Annotated in this window: 7 protein-coding genes; 3 read left to right on the plus strand and 4 right to left on the minus strand. The window is 67.0% G+C overall.

The features are described 5' to 3' along the window. Nucleotides 1–78: 78 nt before the first annotated feature. The 3 genes from A5728_RS03465 (at nucleotide 79) to A5728_RS03475 (ending at nucleotide 2,651) form a co-directional block, all read left to right on the plus strand. A complete protein-coding gene (locus tag A5728_RS03465; protein WP_064845729.1) occupies nucleotides 79–1,260 on the plus strand; it encodes an AI-2E family transporter in 1,182 nt (393 codons plus the stop codon). Nucleotides 1,261–1,459: 199 nt separating this feature from the next. Continuing rightward, the gene (nucS, locus tag A5728_RS03470; protein WP_064845713.1) at nucleotides 1,460–2,155 is read left to right on the plus strand and encodes an endonuclease NucS; all 696 of its coding nucleotides are present in this window, start codon (nucleotides 1,460–1,462) and stop codon (nucleotides 2,153–2,155) included. 292 nt (nucleotides 2,156–2,447) lie between these two features. Then, complete coding sequence (locus tag A5728_RS03475) at nucleotides 2,448–2,651, plus strand: cold-shock protein (RefSeq protein ID WP_064845714.1); 204 nt, start codon at nucleotides 2,448–2,450, stop codon at nucleotides 2,649–2,651. Nucleotides 2,652–2,913: 262 nt separating this feature from the next. On the opposite strand, the gene murA is transcribed toward A5728_RS03475, so the two are convergent. The 4 genes from murA to A5728_RS03495 all read right to left on the minus strand — a co-directional run bounded on the left by murA (nucleotide 2,914) and on the right by A5728_RS03495 (nucleotide 7,030). After that, nucleotides 2,914–4,197: a UDP-N-acetylglucosamine 1-carboxyvinyltransferase gene (gene murA / locus A5728_RS03480; protein WP_064845715.1), complete on the minus strand. Its 1,284-nt coding sequence runs from the start codon at nucleotides 4,195–4,197 to the stop codon at nucleotides 2,914–2,916. Nucleotides 4,198–4,328: 131 nt separating this feature from the next. Beyond that, nucleotides 4,329–4,607, minus strand: a complete 279-nt coding sequence (locus tag A5728_RS03485; protein ID WP_064845716.1) for a F0F1 ATP synthase subunit epsilon — start codon at nucleotides 4,605–4,607, stop codon at nucleotides 4,329–4,331. Nucleotides 4,608–4,609: 2 nt separating this feature from the next. Continuing rightward, nucleotides 4,610–6,076 (minus strand): F0F1 ATP synthase subunit beta, encoded by a 1,467-nt coding sequence (atpD, locus tag A5728_RS03490; protein WP_035964656.1) that lies wholly within the window; start codon nucleotides 6,074–6,076, stop codon nucleotides 4,610–4,612. Between the two features lie 42 nt (nucleotides 6,077–6,118). Then, nucleotides 6,119–7,030 carry a F0F1 ATP synthase subunit gamma gene (locus tag A5728_RS03495; protein ID WP_064845717.1) on the minus strand — a complete coding sequence of 304 codons (912 nt, stop codon included), beginning with the start codon at nucleotides 7,028–7,030 and terminating at the stop codon, nucleotides 6,119–6,121. Nucleotides 7,031–7,157 lie beyond the last annotated feature (127 nt).

Here is a 7,157-nt window from a genome sequence, read left to right on the forward strand (position 1 = left end):
GGACGGGTGTCTTTTGCTCCCATTATGTGCACCGGGAACGCTGGAAGTCCCGGCGGCCCGGCGTTGTACGCTTCCGGCGTGAGCACATCCCCAGGAGCGCAGGGTCGGCCCCCCGCGCGTTTCCGTCCGACCCGCCACCGCTTCGAGGTGCCGCCCGAACCCGCTGCGGGTGGAGAGCCCGCGCGGCGTGCGCCGTGGGACCACCCCGTGAACACGCGGACGCATCCCATCCAGACGGGCTTCCTGCTCACCGTGGGCGTGGGGATCGCGCTGCTGGGCTACTACGTGCTGACCAACGTGGGCGGACTCGTGGGGTGGATCGTCACGGCCGCGTTCATCTGTCTGGGGATGGATCCCCTGGTCCGCCGGCTCGAGACCAAGGGGTTGCCCCGCGCGGTGGCCGCCGGGGTGGTGATCCTGGCCCTGGCCCTGGTGATCACCGCGTTCATCATGGTCGTGGTCCCCCGCATGATCGAGCAGGCCCAGCAACTCGTGGCCCGCGCCCCCGAGCTCGTGACCGAGTTCATGAACTCCGAGTTGTTCCAGGGCCTGGACGACCGCTTCGACATCGCCGCGTCCGTGCAACACACCACCGGGGCCTTCCAGGAACGCCTCGCCACGGACGAGAACCTGCTGGGCGGGATGTTCGGTTCGGTCGTGAGCGTGAGCGGCGTGGTGATCAATGCAGTGACCGGGACGCTCATCGTCATGGCGCTGAGCCTGTACTTCCTCTTCTCGCTGCCCACGATCAAGGCCTGGTGCTATCGCCTGGCCCCCGCGAGCAAGCGCGCCCGGGTCAAGCACCTGGGCGACCAGATGACCAAGGGCGTGGGCAACTACGTCATGGGTCAGGCGTGCGTGGCACTGCTCAACGCGCTCGTCGCGTTCATCCTCATGAACGTCACGGGGGTCCCCTACGCCACACTGCTGGTCCTGTTCGTCGCGCTGCTCGCGTTCATCCCCCTGGTGGGTGGCGTGCTCGCCGGCATCCTCGTGACGCTCATGGCCACGCTCGGCGGGTGGGACACCGCGATCCCGTACGCCCTGTGCTACTTCGCGTACCTCCAGCTCGAGGCCTACGTGGTCTCACCCAGGATCATGGCCCGCGCGGTGGCCGTTCCCGGCGCGGTCGCGGTGATCGCGGTGGCCGCCGGCGGTGCGCTGTGGGGCATCCTCGGTGCGCTCATCGCCATCCCCACCGCGGCCGCGGGACTGCTGCTGGTGCGCGAGGTCTTCGTCCCGCGCCAGGACGCGCGCTGACGGCGGCGACGCCGCTGTACCCCGCCGCGCCGCGTTGTCGCCCGTGCAGGTGGGGGCGCGTCGTCGTCCGAGCAGGCAGGTGCGGGCCGTCGTCCGCGGCGGCAGCTCCGTGCCGTTGCCGCCCATGCCGACGCGCGGCGTCGTCGCCGGTGCACAAGAGCGCGTGAGCCGGGGGCAACCGGACCGCTAGGCTGTCCTGGTGCGTTTAGTGATTGCAGACTGCTCGGTACGGTACGAAGGGCGCTTGAACGCGCACCTGCCCCTGGCTCGTCGGCTCATCATGCTCAAGGCGGACGGCTCGGTGCTGATCCACTCCGACGGCGGATCCTACAAACCGCTGAACTGGATGAGTCCGCCCGCCACGATGCACGTGCGCGAACCCTCCGACGAGCTTGCCGCGGACGGTGTGAGCGAGGTGTGGGAGGTCCAGGCGGGCAAGTCCGACGACCGGCTGATCATCCACATCATGACCGTCCACTCCCAGCTCACCCACGACCTCGGCACGGACCCCGGATTGGTCAAGGACGGCGTGGAGGCCGATCTGCAGCGGTTGCTCGCGGAGCAGATCACCCTGCTCGGGGACGGGTTCTCCCTGGTGCGTCGCGAGTACCCCACGAGCATCGGCCCCGTGGACATCCTCGCGCGGGACGCCGGCGGGGCCACGGTGGCCGTGGAACTCAAGCGCCGCGGTGACATCGACGGCGTGGAGCAGCTGACCCGCTACCTCGAACTGCTCAACCGCGATCCCCTGTTGAGCCCCGTGCGAGGTGTCTACGCGGCCCAGCAGATCAAACCGCAGGCCCGTGTCCTCGCGCGCGACCGCGGCATCGAGTGCCTGACACTGGACTACGACGAGATGCGCGGCAACGTGGACACCCAGTCCCGCCTCTTCTGATCAGCCCCCTATGCCGGAACCCGTCTGCGGATCGCGTGGGAGGAAACCGGTCATATTCTCGGACCTCGTAGTAAATCACCTGATGCCGATTGACCCTGGGGCGGCAGTGTGTGATGCTTGAGGTGTTCTCGCATCATGTTTGACATGCTCGCAGGAATGGTAGCGAGCGTGAAGTTCTGACTGGCGCTGTGGCACAACATCTTGTGAGCCGCATCCACAGCCTTCTCGCGGTACCGGTTCAGGTGCACAATCGTGTGCACGCACTACATACTCCAGAAGGAGATGCCCCATTATGGCTCAGGGCACCGTTAAGTGGTTCAACGCAGAGAAGGGCTTCGGCTTCATCACGCCGGACGACGCTGATGGCGACGTCTTCGTGCACTACAGCGAAATCCAGTCGGGCGGCTTCCGCACCCTCGAAGAGAACCAGCGCGTCGAGTTCGAGATCGGTCAGGGCCAGAAGGGCCCGCAGGCCACCGGCGTGAACGTCATCTGACATTCCCCGGACGAAACCCCCGTCGCCTTTCGAGGTGGCGGGGGTTTTCTCGTGCCCGCTGTGACGCGAGCGAGTCGCGGGGCCGGGTGAGCTGAGGGGCAGATGCCGGGACGCACGGGACGTTCGCACGCCGCGGCAATCCCACTCCACAGAATGTCAAGTGGAGCAGAAGCAGCTCAGCGCGCCAAAATCTGCTTTTGCTGAGTAAAAGCAGGGGTGGGGGTGGGCGCGGCGGGTTATCCGAGGAGCGCCGCGGGCGCGGTCAGTTCCAACTGCGAGCCATGCGGCGCTGCACCTTGGCTCCCGCTCCGGCCAGATGGTCCACGAAGTGCTCGTAGCCGCGGTCGATGTGCCCCACCCCGGAGACCTCGGTGACCCCGTGGGCCGCCATCCCCGCGATCACGAGAGCCGCGCCGGCCCGGATGTCCATGGCTTCCACGGGAGCACCCGACAGCTTGTTCGACGGGACGCCGTCCACCCGGGCGTGATGCCCGTCCAGGCGCACACGCGCACCGAGCCGCTCAAGCTCCGCAGTGAATCCCCACCGGGCCTCGAACACGTTCTCCGTGATGATCCCACTACCCTCGGCCACCGCGTTGAGCGCCACCACGAACGGTTGCAGATCCGTGGGGAACCCCGGATAGGGCAGGGTCGAGACGTTGATGGCCTTGGGCCGCTCGGGACCGCGCACCACGAACCGCCCATCGGCGGTGTTGATCTCGCAACCCGCGCAGCGCAGCTTGGCCAGCACCACGTCCAGGTGTTCCGGTTCCGCACCCACGATCTCCACGCGACCGCCCGTGACCGCGGCGGCAAAGGCCCACGTCCCGGCCACGATACGGTCCGGGACCGTGCGGTGTGTGACCGGGTGCAGCCGCGGGACCCCCTCGACCATGATCGTGGTGGAACCGAGCCCCTCGATCCGTGCACCCATGGCCTGCAGCATCCGGCCGATGTCCACGATCTCCGGTTCGCGGGCCACGTTGTCCAACACCGTGACGCCCCGGGCGGTCGTGGCTGCGGTCATCAGGTTCTCGGTGGCCCCCACGGAGGGGTAGTCCAGTCGATAGGTCGCACCCGTCAGACCGTCCGGTGCACTAGCTCGCAGGAACCCGCGTTCGATGGTCAACCGGGCCCCCATGGCCTCGAGTCCCGCGCGATGCATATCCAGGCCCCGGGTTCCGATCGCGTCCCCGCCTGGCAGGGCGACCTCGGCCTGGAGACAGCGCGCCATGAGCGGGCCCAGCACGGAGATGGACGCCCGCATGGCCCGCACGAGGTCGTAGTCGGCCTGGTGACCGAGCTCCTCCGGGACGTCGATGGTCACGGTGTGCGCCGAGGGCTCGTACGAGACCTCGCACCCGAGCCGGCGCAACAGCTCCGCCATGATCGTGACGTCCTGGATCTCGGGGACGTTGGTGATCGTGGAACGGCCCGTGGCGAGCAGCGCCGCAGCCATGAGCTTGAGCACACTGTTCTTGGCACCGTACACGGGCAGCTCACCGTTGATCTTCGTGGGCCCGTGTACTTCGATCTTCTCTTCCATGCATTCTCCTCGATCACGAGTACGGGACAGTCCGCCGTGACACCTGGGCCAGCGCACCACGGTAGGCGAACGACGTCGACCCCCGCACCCGAAGGCACGAGGGTCGACGTCAAGCGGTCACGCGATACCGCTCAGGCGGAACGCGCCTCCGAATCCAGGGAGACCTCGTCCGCAACCACCGTGACACGGTTGTTGTCCACGGAGACGAACCCGGAGTCGATGCTGCCCACGAGACGGTCGCCGTCCACACGGTCGATGGCGAACTCCCCCGGCTTGAGCAGCCCCGCCATGGACTCGTGTCCCGGCATGATGCCGATGTCGCCCTCGGTGGTGCGTACCCGCACGAGGCGCGCGGTACCCGTCCAGATCTTGCGATCCAGGGCGACGATTTCCACGATGAGTTCGGCCATGATTACTTCTCGCCCGTCTCGGCCTTGATCTCGTCCCAGCGCCGCATGACGTCGTCCAGGCCGCCGACGTTGTAGAACGCCTGCTCGGGGACGTTGTCCAGCTCGCCGTCGCAAATCTTGCCGAAGGCCTCGACGGTCTCCTCGAGGGGAACCGTGGAGCCCTCCACGCCGGTGAACTGCTTGGCGGTGTAGGTGTTCTGGGACAGGAACTGCTCGATGCGGCGGGCGCGGGAGACCACGACCTTCTGCTCCTCGGAGAGTTCTTCGACACCGAGGATCGCGATGATGTCCTGCAGTTCCTTGTTCTCCTGCAGGATCCCCTTGACACGGGTGGCCACGTCGTAGTGGGTCTGGCCCACGTACTGCGGGTCCAGGATGCGGGAGGTCGAGGACAGCGGGTCGATCGCGGGGTACAGACCACGCGAGGCGATCTCACGCGAGAGCTCGGTGGTCGCGTCCAGGTGCGCGAACGTGGTCGCGGGAGCCGGGTCGGTGTAGTCGTCAGCGGGCACGTAGATGGCCTGCATGGACGTGATGGAGTGACCACGGGTCGAGGTGATGCGCTCCTGGAGCACACCCATCTCGTCCGCGAGGGTGGGCTGGTAGCCCACGGCGGAGGGGATGCGGCCCAGCAGCGTGGAGACCTCGGAACCGGCCTGCGTGAACCGGAAGATGTTGTCGATGAACAACAGCACGTCCTGGTTCTGCACGTCGCGGAAGTACTCCGCCATGGTCAGACCGGTCAGGGCCACGCGCAGACGCGTTCCGGGCGGCTCGTCCATCTGGCCGAACACGAGGGCGGTGTCCTTGAGAACGCCTGCCTCCTCCATCTCGACCCACAGGTCGTTGCCCTCACGGGTACGCTCACCAACGCCGGCGAACACGGAGGTACCGCCGAAGTTGCGGGCCACACGCGTGATCATCTCCTGGATCAGCACGGTCTTGCCCACGCCCGCGCCGCCGAAGAGGCCGATCTTACCGCCCTTGATGTAGGGGGTCAGCAGGTCGATGGACTTGATGCCCGTTTCCATCATCTCGGTGCTGCCCTCGAGCTCCGCGAAGGACGGGGCCTTGCGGTGGATGGGCCAGCGCTCCTGGATGTCCAGCTCGGAGGTGGGCAGGTCCAGCGCGTCACCTAGTACGTTGAAGATGTGGCCCTTGACCACGTCACCCACGGGCACGGAGATGGGGGCGCCCGTGTCCTGCACGGGGGTCCCGCGCACCAGACCGTCGGTCTGCTGCAGGGAGATCGCGCGCACCACGTTGGTGCCCAGGTGCTGTGCCGTCTCGAAGGTGATCCGGCGGGGCTGGCCGTTGAACTCGTAGTCCGCGGTCAGCGCATTGTAGAGGTCGGGGACCTGGTTCTCGGGGAACTCGACGTCGACCACGGGCCCGATCACCCGGGCGATGCGGCCGGTGGCACCTTCCGAGACCGGCTGGGTGGCCTGGTCGTTGATTGTGGCAGTCATTTCTCTCACTTCGTTTCGGCTGGCAAGGGCGGGCAGCGCGGGCTACAGTGCCTCGGCGCCACTGACGATTTCGGTCAACTCGGTGGTGATCTCGGCCTGGCGGGCGTTGTTCATCAAGCGCGTGTACTTCTTGATGAGCTCGGTCGCGTTGTCCCCGGCGGCCTTCATGGCGCGCTGGCGGGATGCGAGCTCGCTCGACGCCGCGTGGCACAGGGCGGAGTAGATCCGCGCCTTCACGTACCGGGGCAGGATCTGGTTGAAGAGCTCCTCCGCGTTCGGCTCGAACTCGAAGTTGTTCTGCGTCTCTTCGAGGGCCTCGTAACGCTCGGAGATCTCGTCCCCGAGGTCGTTCGCGTCCACGACCTCCAGGGGCAGCAGGCGCAACACCCGGGGCTCCTGGTTCACCATGGAGTTGAACTGCGTGTACACGAGCAGCACCTCGTCCACGCCACCGTCCTCGTACGGGGCGTTGATGTCGCGCATCAATTTGTCCGTGAGTTCCTCGGCGCGCTCGGTCGTGGCGTTGTCCGTGTTGCCCGTCCAGAATTCGTCGTAGTCACGGTGCCGGAAGTCGAAGTACGCCTTGGCCTTGCGGCCCACGAGGTACACGCGCGCTTCCTTGCCCTGCGAACGCAACAGCTCGAGCAACTCCTCCGTGCGCTTGAGCACGTTGGAGGAGTAGGACCCCGCGAGCCCGCGGTCCGACGTGAATACCAGGACGGCCGAACGCCGCACATCGTCGGGGACGGTGGTCAGGGGGTGGGAGATGTTGTGCTGCGTGGCGATCTGGGAGACCGCGCGGGTCAGCGCATTGGCGTACGGGTACGCGGCTTCGAGACTCTGACGGGACTTGTTGATGCGCGAGGTCGCGATCATCTCCATCGCCTTGAAGATCTTCTTCATCGACGACGTGGACGCGATCTTCTGTCGGTAGACCCGAATCTGCGCTCCCATGAAATTTCCTTTCGGCACCGCCGTGGGGGGGGGGGGGGGGGGGGGGGGGGGGGGCGGGGGGGGGCGGCGGGCCGCGAGACCAGGGCCGGAGAGCAAACAGCGGGGCGGGAGGGAGGGGCGACCCACC

Source organism: Kocuria sp. ICS0012 (genome assembly GCF_001665945.1).
Lineage (GTDB): Bacteria > Actinomycetota > Actinomycetes > Actinomycetales > Micrococcaceae > Kocuria > Kocuria marina.

Excerpts from the sequence above, each read along its gene's own strand:
- A5728_RS03475 (WP_064845714.1), top strand. The coding sequence starts at position 2,448 with ATGGCTCAGGGCACCGTTAAGTGGTTCAACGCAGAGAAGGGCTTCGGC.
- murA (WP_064845715.1), bottom strand. The coding sequence starts at position 4,197 with ATGGAAGAGAAGATCGAAGTACACGGGCCCACGAAGATCAACGGTGAG.
- A5728_RS03485 (WP_064845716.1), bottom strand. The coding sequence starts at position 4,607 with ATGGCCGAACTCATCGTGGAAATCGTCGCCCTGGATCGCAAGATCTGG.
- atpD (WP_035964656.1), bottom strand. The coding sequence starts at position 6,076 with ATGACTGCCACAATCAACGACCAGGCCACCCAGCCGGTCTCGGAAGGT.
- A5728_RS03495 (WP_064845717.1), bottom strand. The coding sequence starts at position 7,030 with ATGGGAGCGCAGATTCGGGTCTACCGACAGAAGATCGCGTCCACGTCG.